This window comes from Psychrobacillus sp. AK 1817 (assembly GCF_008807035.1).
Taxonomy (GTDB): domain Bacteria; phylum Bacillota; class Bacilli; order Bacillales_A; family Planococcaceae; genus Psychrobacillus; species Psychrobacillus faecigallinarum.
This window is the reverse complement of sequence record NZ_CP031739.1, coordinates 246,118-265,028: the sequence shown is the minus strand read 5'-3', so window position 1 is coordinate 265,028 and position 18,911 is coordinate 246,118. Positions and strand designations below refer to the sequence as shown.

Below are 18,911 nucleotides of genomic sequence, written 5' to 3'. Positions count from 1 at the left end.
TACATAGCAAGAATGCCTTTATACTTTGACATTGATAACAAGTGTCAACTCTTGTCGTATCCTACTAGTCGCAAAACGTTCAGTACGAAGCTCCGAGATCATGTTCAAATAATTAGTTTGCCTCATTTCCACCGTCAGAAGCTCTCTTTATAACATCATTATTTTACTTTTCCTCTTCAACGCTTTTCATATTAAGAGAATTATATTGACTTTCTTTGAAAAAATCAACACTTACTTTCCATTTTTCTAGTTTTAAGTTTAAAGTATGTAGAAACGTAGAAAGGTCTAACTAATTTTATTTACAATTTCCTAAAACTTTTTAGTTTAATTAATATTAGCTAGATTTATAATTTGTATCTAGAAAACTATTCATAAATTCCTCAACGGATTTTTTTATGTTTTCCTCTGTTGGAACCTTATCAAGCAAGTCGTCCTGTGAATATACGGTACCACCTTTGATAATAAAATGAATTTCTTTCGTATTACGTATGTCTTTTAATGGATTTTTTTCAAGTACTACCATATCCGCGATTGTGCCTTCTTGAATAACCCCTATATCTTGCCTATCTAGTGCTTCAGCTGCTTTAATCGTGGCAGTTCGTAATGCATCTATTTCAGATAAACCAATTTCTACAAATAATTCTAGCTCTCGGTGTAATGCCATACCAGGAAATGTAAATATACCAGCAGGGGTATCAGATCCAGCAACCACTGTCCCACCTAATTCGAAATAAGCCTTTGTAATTGCCTTGTTATAAGTATGTTGTATGCCTAACGAATTTAATGAGCTAGTATTTTCTATAAATCTTCTCCAATGTTGCATCAACACAGCATTCTCTTTTAGTTTGTTCATTATTTTTTCTTCTGGATACCAGTAATTCCTCATTAAATTTACTTGATCATACAAAACCATTGTCGGACAAAGCACTACTTTATTTTCCACAAGTATTTTACATACCTCTATAATTTTTTGCATGTCAGGATTTTTCCAATCAATTGTCTCCCATATATTTTCGTCTGCTTGCATAGTCCAGTTAGGAAAAATATTTTTTATAATACCTGAAGCATGCTCGTTCCATTTAATACCCATTTTTGCTGCCTCTGTGGCAGTAACCTCTATTGAATGTACTAAATCACAGCTAACTTCCTTATGAAGAAGTTTTGCTTCCTCCACGACTATTTTCATCATTTCTTTTTTCAACCAACCATACACTTTGATAAAATCTGCTCCCGCTTCAACCTGTCTTTTAACCTCAGCTCTTGCACTACAAGCATCATTAATATTTATGTTCCAAGGACTATTCTCTCCCCATAACCCCGGTGGTCCATCAATAATTCTATCTGCTGAGATAATTCTTGGGGTAGGTGCCCCGCTGGATGCGTTAATTATTTTTTTTAACTCTCCGATGTTACCTCCTGTGTTTCTAACTGTTGTAACACCAGAGGCAGTGAAAATAGGGGCATAGTCCCCTTTCATATGTACATGCATATCAATCAAACCAGGAATAACAAATCTTCTTTTCAAATCATAAATAACTGCTTTTTTATGAATATAGCCAATAGGCTTATGTGCAGAAACAATCTTTGTAATAAAACCATTTTGAATAAGAAGATGAGAATAAATTGTTTTACCAGTTACAACATCGATCACATTTGCATTTTTTAATAACAATACAGAATTCTCCATGGCACACTTTCCTTTTCTCCCAGAATATGTGTAGCTTCTAATCTAATTAAAAGATTTATATCTTTGGTTTCAAAGGCAAACTGATTGATGGGCATTTCATTATATTTGAATATTTGTTCCTATATAATAAAATGCCTTCTTCTTAAAATCTCAGATAGTACATCCTAAAAAGAAGCTTCTATTTCTTTTCCCCTTGTATGAGTGTTTATAAACAATATCTGAATTTTTTCTTGTTATAAAATTTGGCTATCATAGGCCATTCATCAATTCTTTTTCAATAAATTTAATAACAAAACAGCAATATTCTTAGCATATTTTGTTTGTATAACAATATTATTTTGGGCTTGAAATTAACTATTTATTACTATTCTAGCTTACATATTTATTTTCCTTTAAATAAATTAAAAACATAAAATATAATTAATCCTTGAAAGAAAACTCTTTATCTAAAACTAACTTCCATTCTGTGAAGAAATCTACAATTGAAGAATAACGATTGTCTTTTTCAATCTCTACTGCCCTTCTAGCAACACTATATAATTCTTTTCCTGCTTCCCACTGGTTATATGAACGGTCAAGAGCACCACCTAAAATATAAAAAGCGATGGCACCCATATTAAAAACATTCGAACGTGCATCAATTTCTGCACACATCTTAAACTCTTCTGGTGACATAAACCTTGACGAACCCCAAAGCCTACCTTTTTCATTATAGAATGGTTTAGAATGGTACAAATCTACATCACATATTTTTGTCTTATGCTGTTGAAAATCGTATAAAATACTTCCATCATAAAAGTCTATTGCTGCATAATTACTTTTTTCTACATGTACATGAAACTCAAAAATAGTAGAAAGAGACTTTATTCGTACTTCTAAAGGCAGCACCTTAAACCTCTGACAAGCTGGACAATGAGCCATATTCTTTTGTATATTTAGGCCATCAAACCATTCATACACAAGTGCATATCCTTCTTCCATCTCTCGGTGTTCTACTAGTTTAACTAAATGTGGATGATCTAATGCTTCGTACACAACTTTTGCATTTTTAAGTTTATTAATTGCTTACCCTGGTTTTCCCTTGTAATTTACAGGAGCGGCGCCAGCATATTTAACGAAGTTCTTTAAACCATCTTTTATCACCAAAAAAGAGAGATTTCCTGAATCCTGTCGGTCAAACACACAAAAAACCTCTCCATAATCATGTATCCATCGAAAATCATGGATATCTTTTAATGGAAAAGATACTCCGTCTAATATTACCGTTTGCCCATTTCTCATATTAAATTTGGTAACTCCTCTCTCAGCAATCTTTATAAAAAGTCGAGTGCATAACAAGAAGAATACCGATTTTCTAAAAGCTCAAAAAATATCCTCTTATGAAACAATTGTCTAGCAAAAAGTATTACCCTTATTTTTCTTTTGTTTGTTAGAGTACGTTAGACAGAGGAATTTCATAAACTAATCTACATACTTACTTTTAGCTAGTATTGGTTTTACTGTTTCCTCTGTGCATCCAGAAAATATTACAAACATACATATTAAAATAACAAGCTTCATCAAATTATTCATAGCTTTCCCTCAGATTCATAAGTAACTATGCTACTACTATTAATGGGCAGAAATATTTTGTAGTAGATTATTATGCACTAATATATTCTCGGCAATAAATACTTCTACCACTATCAAAAAAGCTTACAACCATTTTATTTAGGATTGTTTCTTGTAGAATATCGCCTTAACCAAATAGGCGTGGCAGTAAAAGGGTAAAACATACAAGTTTAACTTCCATTTACTTGGTTGATGAAAATCATCTATTTTAAATTAGTAGAAGAATCAACTTTATACTTTATAGGTTTCCTTGCCTATTAATCTCTCTTCAATTAGCAGAGTAGAATTTTCTTCATTGTAACTTACTGATAACCGTTCCAATGGAAATAAGTTAACATTGTAAAAACTAAAAGAATGGTTAAAACACAAAGTATGTCAATCTTGGAATTGTCTTTTGATTTTTTTCATTTGCCAATTTTCCTCATCAACGATTAAAACCACCCTCTGAATGAATAACTTGTCCAGTAATCCAAGCTGCCTCATCGCTAGCAATAAAGGATACGACCTCTGCCACATCGCTAGGCTGACCTATTCGTCCCATTGGAAAATTCGGTAAAAGGTGTTCTCTTATTTCATCGGTCATCCAAGTTGAATCGGTGGGGCCAGGGTTTATTGCATTTACTGTAATTCCGAGGGGTGCTACTTCCGCAGATAATGATTTTGTAAAAGCTGTTATAGCACCCTTGGTGGCAGCATAAGCAAGTTCTCCTGGCATTGCTCCTAAATCCTGTCCTGATGTCATATTTATAATTCTTCCGTTCACTCTCTCTCTCTTAAAGCGACGGACAAATTCGACACTCAGCAAAAATGTTGTTCTCATGTTTACTGCATAATGGGCATCCATTGTATTGCCGTCTAATTCCAAATAACCATCTCTTGTCGAATGCGCTGCATTGTTAACTAGTATAGAAGGCGTTCCCAACTCCAGTTCCACTGAATCTAGCACCACTTTGTAAGCATCACTCGGTGATAAATCGATTTCCATTCCTACACAACGGACCCCTAAATTTTCTATCTCTTGCTGTAACCTATTGATCCACTCATTGTCCGCCTGCCAGTTAGTAAAGAATATATCTATTCCTTTAGAAGCTAATTTTCTACAAATTGCAGTTCCAATATCCCTGGGATGACTTGCTCCAGTGATTATTGCTATTTTATTGTTCATAGTTTTTCTCCTATTCTACTTTGAAACTCGATGATAAAAATATATAATTGGAGATTCAAAAAGTAATAATTTCAATATATATGTAAATGAAAATCTGTTATTCTACATTCCGTATTAAGATTTTTTTAGACTCTGCATAATTGTATTGGTCTGAAATCTAAAATAATTGAAGTTCACCACTCCAATAACATCTATAAATACCATTATATAACAGAATAATTTGAAAATACACGAAATATTATCTTCTATTTAATTGCTGATTAGAAGTCTTTGTATTATGCCATACTCCCCTTTGCGTATTTACAGTAATGTATATCCACTGATTTCCTAGTAAAGTTGCAGGAAACCAATTAGGGGTATGTTGGCGGGGTAGGTTAGATTACGGTCTAACTGTCCTTTCCAAAGTTCGGTTTTCTCCACATCAGTTTATTCAATTTTTCGGTATAAGCACTCTTCGGATGCCAGAAAATTACCTTTAATTGTAAAAATATCCACATTAGGTTAACCTTTTATAGAAGGGGTGTAATTAATATGAACGGTGATGCTATTGTTTGGATTGTTTTATTATTGTCTCTTGTAATCTGTGATGGTTTAGCAGTGTATTTATACCAAAAAAGGAAAATTCCTTTATGGGTTTCTTCAATTGTTATGGCCCTTTTAGTTCCGGTGATAGTCTATTGTTTTATCGCTTTCGGAATTTATTATGCTAATAAAAACTTTGATCCAGATGACACAAGAGAAGGAATTGCTTTTGCAGGAGGATTTATGGTTTTAGTTCTTGCATTGAATGCAATTATTATGTTTGTCATAGGAGTTGTTTTAAATATTTACACATTCATCAAAAATAAACAAAAATCATAAAAAAGTCATGTGTTTTATAACACATGACTTTTTATATTTAGCAAACTAAACACATAACAGTTTCGACTATATAGCGATATAACCAATACCAGATGCCTGAGAACAATCCCATTATGCGTCACGCAGACAATGTGGGTGGGCAGCTAACAACATGTTTTGTGTAACAACAATAGCAGCAGAGATGGCTTATCGCTCCTCTCGCAAAGAGTACACCAAAACGGAAATCTACAATACTTAGTTCAATTTATTTAAGTATATATAGAAAATAAACATTTGCCGGATGCTTCTGCATTATTACCTCTATTACTTTAATTCCCCTACATAAATGGATTGTGGGCGGAAAATGGTGTTGTCTCTTATTTGTTCAATAGCATGTGCAGTCCAGCCTACCATTCTAGCTACACTAAATGTAGGTGTGAATAGTTCTGCTGGCATATCTATCGAGCGCATGATTGCAGCAGCATAATACTCAACATTTGTGTATAGCTTGCGTCCAGGCTTATGCTCTGCAAGTAAATCAATAATTTCTTTTTCTGCTATAGTTGCGATATCTAACCAAGGATCCTTTCCTTGGAGGTTTAAGCATTTGTCTCGAAGTAAAATGGAACGAGGGTCCTCTGTCTTATATATTCGGTGACCAAAGCCCATTATCTTTTCGCCATTTATAATTTTATCTCTTACAATGTCTCTGATCATTGTAGGATTTTTAAACTCATTGAGTAGTGAAATTACCCCTGAAGGCGCTCCTCCGTGCAACGGTCCCTTCATTGTTCCTAACGCTGAAGTTACTGCAGCTGTAAGATCTGACTCTGTCGAAATCGTTACTCTAGCAGCAAAGGTCGAGGCATTTAAACCGTGCTCCATCGTTAGCTTTAAATAGGTTTCAAGCGCTTCAACTTGTACATCTGTTGGTACTTCACCATTTAGCATCCATAAATAATTGGCAGTATGGCTAAGTTCTTTTTTAGGCTCTACTATTGCTAATCCTTTTTGGTTTCGATAATGTCTAGCAACTATGACCGGCAGTGCTGCTGTTAAAATTATCGCCTGCTCTTCTAGTAATTTTTCTTTAAATTCTGCATGAGCATAGCCTGATATCGCCGTTCTCATTGCATCCATCAAGGACACTTCCATTGGAAGAGCATCAATAATTGCAATTATGTGATTTGGTAGTTCTCTAAATTCATTTAAAGATGGAAAACTAGTGTTTGTTCGTTCCCCTGTCCACAAAAAATTGGCGATATCTTCAAATGACCCTTCATTTACTAGCTCATCTACTTTTATCCCACGGTATCTAAGCTCTCCTATATCTCCATCCACCGATGCGATTTTTGTATGAACAGCAACTACATCTTTTAATCCTTTTTGAAACATATGAAACGCCTCCTTTTTCTTTATTATATTTAAAAACATTGATAATAAAAATTAAATATATATAATTAACTTAATTAAAAAAGTTAATCAAGTAGGTGAATATAATGGAATATCACTGGTTAAAAACATTTTGTGTAGCTGCAGATACCTTAAACTTTCGAAAGGCATCTGAAAAATTAATGGTCTCTCAGCCAAGTGTGACCGTCCATATTAAATTACTGGAAGAGTATTTAGGTACCCCTCTTTTCGATCGAATAAACAATCGTGTAACCCTTTCGGAGGCTGGTAAATTTTTTCTTCCAGAGGCTAAGCAGCTAGTTCATCAGTCGGAGTCAAGCGTCAATAAAATACGATCATTTGCACAAGGGTATCGGCGTAAATGGACAATTGCCATTTCTCCCCTTATGGCGGAAACCATTCTTCCTTACTTTTTAAAAACATTCTTAAAGCGGCATACGGATTTAGAAATAAATATAAGGGTAGAGGAATCCTATCTTATAGAGGAATTGGTTGATACAGGGGAAGTAAACGTTGGAATATCTGCGATTGATTCTCAAAAGAAAAATATAGAATCAATCTCTATTTACGAGGACCCAATTTTGTTTTTAATGCCTTTTGATGGATTTGATGAAGAAAATGGACCACCAATAGATGTGAAAGAGATACTTCAGAAAAATTATCTTTTTACTCACCATCATCCTGTTTTTGGGATGAGCTACTACTGAAGCTAAATAAGCATGTAGTTGGATTAAGAACCATGAAAGTCACACAAGCCCATATAACTAAACGCTTTATCCAGGAGGGGCTCGGTGTATCCTTTCTTCCTCACTCTATTGTTAGACGAGAATTAATAGAAGGAAAGATGATGCAGCCACATTTTGATTTGTTCGACCTGCCTACTGTCTCAACATTTATCATTGTTAAAAAAAAGAGCGTGCTAGAAGAAGAATTTATCGCACAAATTTCCAAATATTATTTTGGATAAGTTAGACGCGTTAGCTAATGGGCTAACGCTTTTTCTCTAATATGTTTTAAGGATTTTCTTTTGTTATCGCTTGCAGAGGCTGTGGCTGCGTTAATCTTTTGATTTCCTTGTAAATATTTAGATAGAACCATATGAAAACTGCTGCAAAGACCCAACCAGTTATTCTCAAGTAAATCAACATTGTGCCATAGCTATCCACACCATACCTGTCCAAAAGCCATGCCTTAATGCCTGCTAGGGTAAGCCCTCTTATGACAAACATTAGCGTCAATAGCTGAAACCATTTAAATAATTCTTTACGATAGAACTGCTTTCTACTGCTTTCACGGTCATATCCCTGCAAGAATGCCACATCTATAAAGAAAAATAATGGGAGAGGCTTTTTAATGAGCATGGAGAGCAAATAGACGAAGCTAAAAGCAACCCCTAAATATACTTGGTTCCATAGCATCCTTTCTGCAGATCCTGATAATATATCAATCACAGTTCCTACCAATAAACTGAACAAGATAAAAATGCCAGTCACATTAAATTCTCGATCTACAATAAAACGTACTATAGTATAGGCAAATCCAGGCGCAGTGGATAACAAAAGTGCCCAATAATCACCTAAACCTTCTCTACCATTAGTCCAAATTAAGTATGGTACTACTACATAAAACAAGATTTCTAAAAAGATATAGTATTTCTTCATTGCCCCTTTATCATCCTTTGCTGTTATCCCACTCATCATACCCTTCTGTAATATATTCCCTATGGATACCTATAATCCTCTTTTATAGTAAAAGGAATTCATTATCATTAAGGTATTTAGCAAATCTAACGTTGAATATATCCCAAGTGATTCATCAGTTATCTTGTCTATAATTATTTTATGTTTGAATCTATTTAGACTTAGCACTTCCAAACAATAAAGACCTCTATAAGGAGGTCTCTCAGAATGTTTTTATTCTAATATCGTCACGTCCACAATTTCATCCAATTTCACTTCAAAAAATTGAAATGGATCTTCTAATTCGATAATGCGCCTAGTTAAATCAATCCATTGAATTGTCCCTCGATGATATAAAAATTCTCCATCTTTCCAACGTTTAATTTTTATGTCTACATTTCTTTTCATCGCAAGTTCAATTTGTTCTTGAATTGCTTCATAGTCGAACTCATTTAGATCTGGGCGCGGAACTTTTTTTATCTCCTCATGATAGTCTCTCAACATCTTCACGTGTTCAGGCAACATCATCGCCACCCACTTTTTTGAACCTCTATCACGGATTTTAGATAAATCCAACGCGTTCCAGTCTTCCTCGAAATTAGCCATCTCCATCACCTTTCTTTTTTATCATTATACAGAACGTTTGTTCTGTTATCAACCGCCAATTTAAAGCAATTCATGTTATAAAGTATTATTCTGTGTTTTTCCTGTTAGCAAACAATCTATACTAGAAAGCAAGCAAGGCAAAAGTATGTTTTTTGAGTTGAGAATTGTAATAGTACGAACGAAGTCAATTCAAAAAGCGAGTAAGTGAACGACGAATCGTTCACTTACTCGCTAAAGATACCAAGAAGCTCAGTCAGTATTAATATAAAAGAGAATCAAGACACTACAACAATTCTTTTGCTAACAATCGATATACATCTAAACGCTTTTGCTGAGAATGCGGTATACTACAAATCATCGCCTCATCGAACCCATAATGCGCCTGTTCTTCTTGAAGAGTAGTAGCTACTTCTTTTGCAGAACCAACTAAATGGATTTTACGATTTTCCTGGATCATCATGCGATCCATTTCAGATAAAGGATAGTTTTGTGCTTCTTCAGGTGTCATAAGCTGGCGAATTTGTCCCTTCATCAGAGAAAGTCTAGATATATCCTGTGGAAGTGCTTCAAATTCTGCCTCTTCTTTTGTTTCAGCAACTGTCACTAAATACGTTACGTTAATCTCAGGCATTTCCATTAATGCTGAAGGTTTAAAATTTGTACGGTATGCATTTAAAATAGCAGGAGTCATTCCTCCCTGAAAGAATTGTGCAAAGGAATATCCCAAGCCCATCTTTCCTGCCTGAATCGCACTGTTCCCTGTCGAGCCAAGCAACCAAGCTTCGGGAAGCACGATATTAGATGGAGTAGCAATCGTTTTATTGTACACACTGTCCTCGGGAACTTCGTCATTTAAAAGCTGTAATGCAGTTCCTAGTTTTTCATACATATTGTTCACCATTGGTGGACGGCCCTCAGAAAGAGCATGCATCGCATAGTTATCCCCGCCAGGAGCACGCCCCACTCCGAAGTCTATTCTTCCTGGAGAAAAAGCACTTAACGTCTTAAAGACCTCTGCAAGCTTAAGAGCTGAATAATGCATCATCATAACACCGCCAGTACCAATACGGAGCTTTTGAGTTTTAGCAGCAAGATGGGCTGCAATGACTTCAGGAGCTGAGCTCGCAAAAGCCCCGGTTCCATGATGCTCAGCCATCCACATACGGTGATAGCCTAATTCGTCAGCTAAAAGGGCTAATTCTTCTGCTTTTTTTAATGCATCTGCTGCAGTATTTCCAGCCGTGATCGGTGCTTGATCTAAAACACTTAATTTCATAATATATAATCGTCCCTTCATAGAAAATTCATGTGTATCTCTTTCCTTTTAAATGCTATAGAAATAGTTTAAAAAAGTAAACGAAAGGGACTTAAGTTTTATAAATAAAAAAAGGCGAGAGCCCTTACTGAGGGACTTCTCGCCTGAATATTAATATACAGATGTATTTTCCTTCGAAATATTCTCTAATATTTCTTTCACACGAGCTAAGAAGCGACCACAAACAAGGCCATCTAGCACGCGGTGGTCTAGAGATAGACATAGGTTCACCATATCTCTTGCAGCAATCATGCCGCCTTCCATAATAACTGGACGCTTAACAATAGATTCCACCTGAAGAATTGCTGCTTGTGGGTAGTTGATGATACCCATTGATTGAACAGAACCAAATGAACCAGTATTGTTGACTGTGAAAGTACCACCTTGCATTTCATCTGATTTAAGCTTACCAGAGCGAACTTTTCCTGCAAGCTCATTCACTTCACGTGCAATCCCTTTAATAGTCTTTTCATCTGCTTGTTTAATCACTGGAACAAACAATGCATCATCTGTTGCAACCGCAATCGAAATATTGATGTCTTTCTTTTGGACTATTTTGTCACCAGCCCACATAGAGTTCATCATCGGGAACTCTTTTAATGCTTGTGCTACTGCTTTAACGAAGAAGGCAAAGTATGTAACGTTAAAGCCTTCTTTTTGTTTAAACTCATTTTTAATAGAGTCACGGTATTGAACAAGATTAGTTACATCCACTTCTATCATTGTCCAAGCGTGAGGCGCTTCATGCTTACTACGTAGCATATTAGCTGCAATTGCTTTTCGAACGCCTGTAACAGGAATTTCAATATCACCTGCTCCGACTGGAACATTAACAGGAGCAGACTTTGGTTGGGAATTCGCAGTAGCAGAAGATACAGCCGGCGCTTCTTCTACGGCAGATTTTGCAGCAGGAGCAGCCTTTGGAATCTCTCCACTATCTATGATTTTTAGTAGATCCTTACGAGTAATCCTGCCTTCATTACCAGTACCTGTTACTAAAGAAAGGTCTATGTCATGCTCCTGAGAAAGTTTAAGAACTGCAGGAGAGTAACGAGCTTTTATTCCTTTATCCCGTTCTGCCGGTGCTGATTGGATATGTTTATTCACTTCAGCTGGTTTAACTGTTTCTGCAGTTGGTTCTTCTGGAGCTGCTTCCTTCACTTCTACAATTTTTTCCTCGGAAGAGCCGCCTTCTGTTTCAATTGTACAGACGATTTCTCCAACTGCAAGCGTATCTCCTTCATTTGCAACAAGTTCTTTAATGACTCCTGTAAAGGAAGAAGGTACTTCTGCAGTAACTTTGTCCGTATTGACCTCTGCAAGTGCATCATATTTGTTTACATGATCGCCTGGTTTAACTAACCATTTTTCGATTGTTCCCTCGGTTACACTTTCCCCAAGCTGAGGCATTTTAATTTGTTCTAGTGCCATATGGGTTCCTCCTTTAATAGATCAAATTCACCTAAGCATATTTCCAATAACTTAATATTCAGCTAGCTCACGCATTGCTTTTTCTACTTTGTCTGGATTAATCATAAAGAATTTTTCCATTGTAGGGGCATATGGCATAGCTGGAACATCAGGACCAGCAAGGCGCATGATCGGAGCATCCAAATCAAACAAGCAATTCTCGGCGATAATCGCTGCCACCTCACTAATTATGCTACCTTCTTTGTTATCCTCTGTTACAAGTAACACTTTACCGGTTTTGGAAGCAGCCTCGATAATTGCATCTTTGTCTAAAGGATAAATGGTACGTAAATCTAAAATATGCGCAGAAATGCCATCTTTTTCTAAACGTTCTGCTGCTTGAAGAGCAAAATGAACAGCCAGACCATAAGTAATAACTGTTATATCTTCCCCTTCACGCTTTACATCTGCTTTTCCAATTTCAATCGTGTAATCTTCGTCCGGAACCTCTCCTTTAATAAGGCGATAAGCACGCTTGTGCTCAAAGAACATAACCGGGTCTTCATCACGAATAGCCGCTTTTAATAATCCTTTGGCATCGTATGGAGTAGAAGGAATAACGATTTTTAGTCCAGGTTGGTTAGCAAAAATAGCCTCTACAGATTGAGAATGATAAAGCGCACCGTGAATTCCGCCACCAAAAGGCGCACGAATTACTATAGGACAAGTCCAATCATTATTAGAACGGTAACGAATACGTGAAGCCTCTGAGATAATTTGGTTAACAGCAGGCATGATAAAGTCTGCAAACTGCATTTCAGCAATAGGACGAAGACCGTACATTGCAGCCCCAATCCCTACTCCCGCAATAGCAGATTCTGCAAGAGGAGTATCTAGAACTCTGTATTCTCCAAACTCATCATAAAGTCCGTTGGTTGCCTTGAACACTCCACCCTTACGTCCAACATCTTCACCAAGAACGAAAACGCGCTCATCACGAGTCATTTCTTCCTTCATTGCAAGTGTTATTGCATCGATATAAGACATGATTGCCATTATGCGTTCCCCCCGTCTTTTTCAGCATAGACATGTTTTAATGCATCTTCCGGAGCAGCATATGGTGCAGCTTCTGCATAATCAGTCGCCTCATTTACTTCCTTCATAATGCGATCATTTATTTCTTTTTCAAGATCTGTTGACAGAATGTCTAAATCTCTTAAATATTTTGCAAATGTAATAATAGGATCTAATGCTTTCCCTTCTGCAATGTCTTCTGCAGTACGGTATTGTCTATCATCGTCATCTGATGAGTGGGCAGTTAATCGGTAAGTCACTGCCTCAATAAGACTAGGACCTTCCCCATTTCTTGCACGATCAGCTGCTTCTTTCACTACTTTATAAACCTCGATTGGGTCTTTTCCATCTACTGTAACACCTGGCATTCCATAGCTGCTGGCACGATCTGCGACATTTTTGCTAGCAACTTGGCGCTCAAAAGGAACAGATATTGCATATTTGTTGTTTTCTACCATTGTGATACAAGGTAATTGATGCACCCCTGCAAAGTTCAATCCTTCATGGAAATCACCTTGGTTAGATGAACCTTCGCCTAGCGTTACAAAAGTGATAAAGTCCTTCTTTTCAATCTTAGCAGCTAGAGCGACTCCAACTGCATGGGGAAGCTGTGTTGTAACTGGAGAGGAACCAGTTAAAATACGATTCTTCTTTTGTCCAAAATGCCCCGGCATTTGACGTCCGCCAGAGTTCGGATCCTCTGCTTTAGCAAATGCAGATAGCATTAAATCTTTAGGTGTCATACCAAAATGCAGTACTACTCCCATATCGCGATAATATGGTGCAATATAATCCTTTGTGTTATCTAGAGCAAATGCCGCTCCCACTTGTGCTGCCTCTTGTCCTTGACAAGAGATAACAAATGGAATTTTACCCGCACGGTTCAATAACCACATACGCTCATCAATACGGCGTGCCATTAGCATCGTCTCAAACATTTTTAATACATCTTCATTTGTTAACCCAAGCTCCTCATGACGATTGTTTGTCATATAGAAATCCCCCTTTTTTTACATATGAATAGCTTTACCATCTACAGCTAACGCTGCTTCTCCCATGATTTCACTCAAGGTAGGATGTGGATGAATTGTATGTGCCATTTCCCAAGGAGTAGCATCTAGAACCATTGCCAAACCAGCCTCTGAAATCATATCCGTTACGTGAGGTCCAATCATATGAACGCCTAATATGTCATTTGTTTTCTTATCGGCAACAATTTTCACAAAGCCATCCGATTCACCGTATACAAGAGCCTTTCCAATTGCTTTGAAAGAGAACTTGCCTATTTTTACATCAAACCCTTGTTCCTTTGCTTGTTGCTCTGTTATTCCTACACTCGAACTTTCCGGACTTGCATAAATACAGCGAGATACAAGATCATAATTTATAGGAATTATGTCTTCTCCTGCGATGTGCTCTATTGCAGTTATCCCTTCATGACTAGCTACATGGGCTAATTGTAGACCTCCGATTACATCACCAATTGCATATATATGTGATTCTTTCGTTTGAAATGTTTCAGAAACCTTTATGAATCCATTTTCTATAACAATATCTGTATTCTCGATACCAATACCTTCTGTATTTGCCTGTCTACCAACTGATACAAGCATCTTTTCAGCACTAAAAGATTGTGTTTCACCGTTAACCTCAGCTGAGATTTTGACAACATTGTCTACAGTATTTAAAGTATCAGGAAGCACTTTTGCGTTTGTTGCAAATGTAATTCCTTTTTTGCTTAAAAGTTTTTGCATTTCTTTAGAAATATCTTTATCCTCGGTAGGTATAATTCTATCTGCATATTCAATCACGGTAACTTCCACACCAAAATCATTTAACATCGAAGCCCATTCAATACCGATTACTCCTCCGCCGACAATAAGAATAGATTTTGGAAGCTCTGTCATTGATAATGCCTCATCTGAAGTCATCACTAAGGAACCATCTATAACTAAACCAGGTAAGGAGCGAGGACGAGATCCTGTTGCAATTACAACATTTTTAGGAATAAGCATTTCATTTTCTTCACCGTTATTCATCTCCACAGAGATTGTACCACCAGGTGAAGGTGAGAATATAGATGGACCAAGCATTCTGCCAGTTCCTTCATAAACATCAATTTTCCCTTTTTTCATCAATCCCTGAACCCCTTGAAACAATTGGTTTACAATGGATTCCTTACGTGCTTGCACTCTGCTAAAATCTAGTGTTACTTCACTAGTATTTACGCCAAAATCGGCTGCGTGATTTTTGGTAGTGGAGAAAACTTCTGCACTACGAAGTAAGGCTTTACTTGGTATACAGCCTTTATGTAAGCAAGTACCACCTAATTTACTCTTCTCAACGATTGCTGTTTTTAACCCTAACTGTGCCGAGCGAATGGCAGCTACATAACCACCAGTCCCTCCTCCAATAATGACTACGTCATATTCTTTTGCCAAGTAAGTCCTCTCCTTCCAAATAAGAAGACCGCTTTACAAAAAATCTATAAAGTCGGCCTATTTACAACTAAGATGAAATTATCGATTAACGGCCATTTAAAATATGTTTTCCGTTTTGTAAAAATTGGCTGCGAGATTTACTTACACGAGCAATACGCTCTTCTGCTAAACGATCAGCAGCTACATAAGTTGGTATACCGTCACGTTTAGAAATTTCAAAGATACGTTCGATTTTATTGTAGATACCTGCCACACGTTTCATCGCACGATCATGGTTATATCCATATAATTCGTCTGCAACGTTAATAACTCCTCCAGAATTGATCACGTAGTCTGGTGCATAAACGATACCCATTTCATGGATTAAGTCACCATGTGTTGTATCTTTCAGTTGGTTGTTTGCAGATCCTGCAATAACCTTAGCTTTAAATTGTGGAATAGTATTATCGTTTACAATTGCTCCAAGAGCACATGGTGCAAAAATATCTACGTCTTGTGAGTAGATCTCATCTACCCCTACTTGAACAGCTCCAAATGCTTCGACTGCACGATCCACTGATTTTTGGTTAATATCAGCAACTACTAATTTTGCTCCTTCTTTATGTAGGAATTCACATAGAGTATAAGCTACGTTCCCAACACCTTGCACTGCAACTGTTTTCCCCTCTAAAGAATCAGAACCAAATGCTTCTTTAGCAGCAGCTTTCATTCCTACGTATACACCATAAGCTGTTACTGGTGAAGGGTTACCTGAAGAACCAAATGCTTCTGAAATACCAGTTACATAATTTGTCTCCTCATGTATCAGGTCCATATCCGCTACTGTTGTACCCACATCTTCTGCTGTAATGTAACGACCATTTAATCCTTGGATAAAACGTCCAAATGCACGGAACATTTCTTCGTTTTTATCTTTTAATGGATCACCGATAATTACTGTTTTTCCTCCACCAAGGTTGAGTCCAGCAGCAGCATTTTTGTATGTCATCCCTTTAGCAAGACGAAGAGCATCTTCAATTGCTTCTTCTTCTGAAGCATAATTCCACATACGAGTCCCACCAAGTGCTGGCCCTAATGTAGTGTCATGAATTGCGATAATCGCCTTAAGTCCTGAAGTTTTGTCTTGGCAAAATACTAATTGCTCGTAATCATAAGTTTCCATATATTTGAAGATTTCCATTTGTAAGTTCCTCCTAGTAGTTAAATTGATGCATGTTTAAGATCATTTATAGTAAATACCCCTATTTACTTGAACATTTTCCCCATTAAACGAGATTATATTTTTCCAGCTTATAATACAGAGAACGTAATGAAATATTAAGTCTTTTAGCTGTTTTAGATTTATTGCCCTCACATATATTAAGTGCTTGGGCAAGTACTCTTTTCTCCATTTCATCCATTTGCTCCGATAAAGGAGCAATCGAATCTTCATCTTCTTCCGTTGATAACTGAAGCATTAATTTTGGTAAATGCCGTTCGTCTACTAAACGATCATTCGGTTGGAGAAAGATCATAGAGCGACTTATAATATTCTCTAATTCTCGCACATTACCTGGCCAATCATAAAGACATAAGATTTCGAGTGCCTGATTGGTAAATCCCTCGATATTGCGACCAAACTCTTGGTTCAGTTTAACTAACAATCGTTCCGCAAGTAGCGGAATATCTTTTTTTCTTTGGCGTAAAGAAGGAATATAGATAGGCATTCGATTTAGTTGAAAATAGAAGTCCTCTCTAAATGTACCCTCTCTCATTGCTTTTTCCAAATTAAGACTACTTGCTGCAATAATTCGGACATCCACATGCTTAGGTGCGGTACCCCCGACAGGTACAAAAACATTTTCTCTTAATACCTGTAAGAGCTTCGCCTGAGTTTTCTTAGTCAGTTCCCCAACCTCGTCTAAGAAAATAGTTCCCTTGAATGCTTCCTCCAGTTTACCTGGATACGTAATACCTTCTTCTTGGTAACCAAACAATTCTCTTTCTAAAAGGTGCTCTTCTAGTGAGCTACAGTTAACTCGTACAAAAGGATACATAGAGCGACTGCTCTCTCCGTGAATAGCATGCGCAAACAAATCCTTTCCTGCACCGACCTCTCCCCTTAAAAGAACGGTTATTGGAACATTCGCTGCCAGCTTTGCTTGTTCTATTGCTAAGTTGATTTCATCAGAAATACCAACTATGTCTTCAAAGGAATAAGATGATTCAAGCGTTCGAATAATAGTCCTGGCTCGATCCAATTCCTTCATAAGACCTCGCATTTCAGTCATGTCATGAATTACACCGACACTACCTTTTAACTGATTGTTTACTAAAATAGGTGCTACGTTAACAATGACGTCCTTCTCTTCCTTACCGACTCGAAGATTTACACCTCTAATAGGCTTTTTAGTTTGAAGTACCTTTAGATGAATACTTTCACCTTCAGATATATCGGCAGTAGCAGGTTTCCCAATAACTTCCTCTTCACTAAACCCCGTGATTCGGGTATAGGCAGGGTTAATAAGAATTCCCTTGCCATCTTCGTCTACTACAGATATGGCATCTTCACTTGAATAAATGATTGCTTCAAGCATTTTTTGTATTTCTGTTAAATTTGTAATTTCTTCGGCAAGACGAACTACTTCCGAAATATCCTGAAATACTGCGAAGGCTCCGATACGTTTACCCTCATTATTGACCATAGGATACCTAGAGGTAACTATTTTGGTACCGCTTTCAAGAGTAAGTTCTTTGTTCAGTTCGACCTTACCTGTTTCGTATATTCTTGGTAATTCACTTAAGGAGATAACATCAACCACATGTTTACCCATGGCCTCTTCTACAGGAATTAAGGTCATTCTTTCAGCGCTCTTATTAAAAAAGTTGACGATGCCTTGGCTGTTAATGCCAATCATCCCTTCTTCTATGGAGTTAAAAATGAGATCCTGTAAGGCCTTTCTTTGGTTGATAATTTGAATATAGCTATTTTTTTCTTCCAACAATGTAACGATTAAGTTGGCTATCTCACCAGGTATCAATACAGCGGTGGCAGGTCTATTCTGAAGTAATTCATAGAACACTTCCTTCTGACCAGTCACATCAATAATGATTTGAATATCCTTGCTTAACAAACTCCTCCACTCATTATAAGTTGGTATGTTATGTTGTTTAGCGTAGATTATTCCAGGAGCCTCATCGTTAATATCTACAATAGCGGTAACCTGAAGGTAATCCGCCTGCTCTATTAACTTGAGAAGTGCATATCCACCGTTACCTGCACCTACAATGAGTATGTTTTGCAAAAATATGCACACCCCCACTTTTTTTCTGCAACTTATTGCATTTCTTCTATATCATAACGTAAGTTTCAATCATTGACAATCATAAACTTGAATGTAAAATTAAAATAGAAGGAACAGGAGTGAAGAAAGTGGCTCGTTTATTAGCTTTAATCGTGTTATTAATACCGGGAATATTGGCAGCTTTTGGAATCAAATTAATGAGAGATACATTTTTTGGATTACAAATACTTCCTATTGGAGGACTAGCCGTTCAGTTTATTTGCGGATTAATCTTTACAGTTCTAGGTCTAGGCTTCTTTGCAGGTTTTTTATTAAATAGAGATAGAAAAAACGGAAAAGTTGCACCACGATTTCAAAAGAAAAAAGACACAGACTAGAAAAGCCTG

The 18,911-nt window shown here is 36.8% G+C and carries 14 protein-coding genes, 2 pseudogenes and 1 other annotated feature (1 of these 17 running past the window's edge); of the genes and pseudogenes, 3 read left to right on the top strand and 13 right to left on the bottom strand.

The window, feature by feature from the left end; translation table 11 throughout:
- Positions 1–189: a binding site (T-box leader), on the bottom strand (it extends 74 nt beyond the left edge of the window).
- Positions 190–334: 145 nt separating this feature from the next.
- The 3 genes and pseudogenes from D0S48_RS01310 to D0S48_RS01300 all read right to left on the bottom strand — a co-directional run bounded on the left by D0S48_RS01310 (position 335) and on the right by D0S48_RS01300 (position 4,463).
- Positions 335–1,687, bottom strand: a complete 1,353-nt coding sequence (locus D0S48_RS01310; protein ID WP_144536078.1) for an amidohydrolase family protein — start codon at positions 1,685–1,687, stop codon at positions 335–337.
- Positions 1,688–2,107: 420 nt separating this feature from the next.
- Positions 2,108–2,968: pseudogene (locus D0S48_RS01305) on the bottom strand (serine/threonine protein kinase).
- A 754-nt stretch (positions 2,969–3,722) separates the two neighbouring features.
- Positions 3,723–4,463 (bottom strand): SDR family oxidoreductase, encoded by a 741-nt coding sequence (locus tag D0S48_RS01300; RefSeq protein WP_151109528.1) that lies wholly within the window; start codon positions 4,461–4,463, stop codon positions 3,723–3,725.
- A 531-nt stretch (positions 4,464–4,994) separates the two neighbouring features.
- On the opposite strand from D0S48_RS01300, the gene D0S48_RS01295 reads away from it, so the two are divergent.
- Positions 4,995–5,324 carry a hypothetical protein gene (locus D0S48_RS01295; RefSeq protein ID WP_151109526.1) on the top strand — a complete coding sequence of 110 codons (330 nt, stop codon included), beginning with the start codon at positions 4,995–4,997 and terminating at the stop codon, positions 5,322–5,324.
- A gap of 303 nt (positions 5,325–5,627) precedes the next feature.
- Here the strand turns inward: D0S48_RS01295 and D0S48_RS01290 are convergent, their stop codons facing one another.
- Positions 5,628–6,698, bottom strand: a complete 1,071-nt coding sequence (locus tag D0S48_RS01290) for a citrate/2-methylcitrate synthase (protein ID WP_151109525.1) — start codon at positions 6,696–6,698, stop codon at positions 5,628–5,630.
- A gap of 104 nt (positions 6,699–6,802) precedes the next feature.
- Here D0S48_RS01290 and D0S48_RS01285 point away from each other — a divergent pair.
- A pseudogene (locus D0S48_RS01285) lies at positions 6,803–7,683 on the top strand (LysR family transcriptional regulator).
- Positions 7,684–7,729: 46 nt separating this feature from the next.
- On the opposite strand, the gene D0S48_RS01280 reads toward D0S48_RS01285, so the two are convergent.
- The 9 genes from D0S48_RS01280 to D0S48_RS01240 form a co-directional block, all read right to left on the bottom strand.
- Positions 7,730–8,413: a VC0807 family protein gene (locus tag D0S48_RS01280; protein ID WP_225215955.1), complete on the bottom strand. Its 684-nt coding sequence runs from the start codon at positions 8,411–8,413 to the stop codon at positions 7,730–7,732.
- A 216-nt stretch (positions 8,414–8,629) separates the two neighbouring features.
- On the bottom strand, positions 8,630–9,001 hold the full coding sequence (locus tag D0S48_RS01275; protein WP_186318055.1) for a YolD-like family protein: 372 nt from the start codon (positions 8,999–9,001) through the stop codon (positions 8,630–8,632).
- A 283-nt stretch (positions 9,002–9,284) separates the two neighbouring features.
- Entirely contained in the window at positions 9,285–10,277 is a 993-nt protein-coding gene (locus D0S48_RS01270) for an LLM class flavin-dependent oxidoreductase (RefSeq protein ID WP_151109523.1), read from the bottom strand.
- Positions 10,278–10,427: 150 nt separating this feature from the next.
- On the bottom strand, positions 10,428–11,747 hold the full coding sequence (locus D0S48_RS01265) for a dihydrolipoamide acetyltransferase family protein (protein WP_151109521.1): 1,320 nt from the start codon (positions 11,745–11,747) through the stop codon (positions 10,428–10,430).
- A gap of 51 nt (positions 11,748–11,798) precedes the next feature.
- Positions 11,799–12,782, bottom strand: coding sequence for an alpha-ketoacid dehydrogenase subunit beta (locus tag D0S48_RS01260; RefSeq protein WP_144536062.1), 984 nt, complete (start codon positions 12,780–12,782; stop codon positions 11,799–11,801).
- A complete protein-coding gene (locus D0S48_RS01255; RefSeq protein WP_144536060.1) occupies positions 12,782–13,792 on the bottom strand; it encodes a thiamine pyrophosphate-dependent dehydrogenase E1 component subunit alpha in 1,011 nt (336 codons plus the stop codon). The genes D0S48_RS01260 and D0S48_RS01255 overlap by 1 nt, the downstream gene beginning before the upstream one ends.
- A gap of 18 nt (positions 13,793–13,810) precedes the next feature.
- Positions 13,811–15,241, bottom strand: coding sequence for a dihydrolipoyl dehydrogenase (gene lpdA, locus D0S48_RS01250; protein ID WP_144536058.1), 1,431 nt, complete (start codon positions 15,239–15,241; stop codon positions 13,811–13,813).
- An 85-nt stretch (positions 15,242–15,326) separates the two neighbouring features.
- Positions 15,327–16,421 (bottom strand): branched-chain amino acid dehydrogenase, encoded by a 1,095-nt coding sequence (bcd, locus tag D0S48_RS01245; protein WP_151109519.1) that lies wholly within the window; start codon positions 16,419–16,421, stop codon positions 15,327–15,329.
- 85 nt (positions 16,422–16,506) lie between these two features.
- Complete coding sequence (locus D0S48_RS01240) at positions 16,507–18,525, bottom strand: sigma 54-interacting transcriptional regulator (protein WP_151109517.1); 2,019 nt, start codon at positions 18,523–18,525, stop codon at positions 16,507–16,509.
- 128 nt (positions 18,526–18,653) lie between these two features.
- Here D0S48_RS01240 and D0S48_RS01235 point away from each other — a divergent pair, with 128 nt between their 5' ends.
- On the top strand, positions 18,654–18,902 hold the full coding sequence (locus D0S48_RS01235) for a DUF2627 domain-containing protein (protein WP_144536052.1): 249 nt from the start codon (positions 18,654–18,656) through the stop codon (positions 18,900–18,902).
- The last annotated feature ends 9 nt before the right edge of the window (positions 18,903–18,911 follow it).